Genomic DNA, 477 nt, shown 5'->3' with positions numbered 1-477 from the left:
TTCTACCTCTCACCAAAACGGAATGTGGCTGCGGCCAAGCGTTTCCTGGCCAAGACGCTGCGATCGAATACGACAGCCGGGTCCCCGCGGGTCATCAACACCGACAAGGCACCAGCTCTGGCCAAGGCAATATCCGAGCTGAAGGCGGAGGGAATCTGCCCTCAGATGGTGGAGCACCGGCAGGTGAAATACCTGAACAACGTTCTCGAGGGAGATCATGGCCGACTTAAAAGAATCCTGGGACCGAAGGGGGCGTTCAAAAACCGAATTTCCGCCTACCGGACGTTGAAAGGGATGGAAGCGATGCATTCATTACGGAAAGGTCAGGGCACGATGTTTGCTTATGGGCACCCCAATCCGGACGCGGTGATCGTCAACCGGGTCTTCGAGACGGCCTGAGAACGCCGGCACGCAGCGGCCATCAGGAAATGAGAAACTGGGTCGTCTCGGCTCTCCGCCCAACTTTGCAACAGCACC

Annotated in this window: 1 protein-coding gene; it reads left to right on the top strand. The window is 57.7% G+C overall.

The annotated features are described in order from the left end of the window. Positions 1–399, top strand: a 399-nt coding sequence (locus QP909_RS11775; protein ID WP_284767330.1) for a DDE-type integrase/transposase/recombinase, incomplete at its 5' end; no start/stop codon positions are given. Between the last annotated feature and the right edge of the window lie 78 nt (positions 400–477).

This window comes from Corynebacterium sp. MSK195, assembly GCF_030228885.1.
Lineage (GTDB): Bacteria > Actinomycetota > Actinomycetes > Mycobacteriales > Mycobacteriaceae > Corynebacterium.
This window is presented reverse-complemented; position numbering and strand designations above follow the sequence as displayed.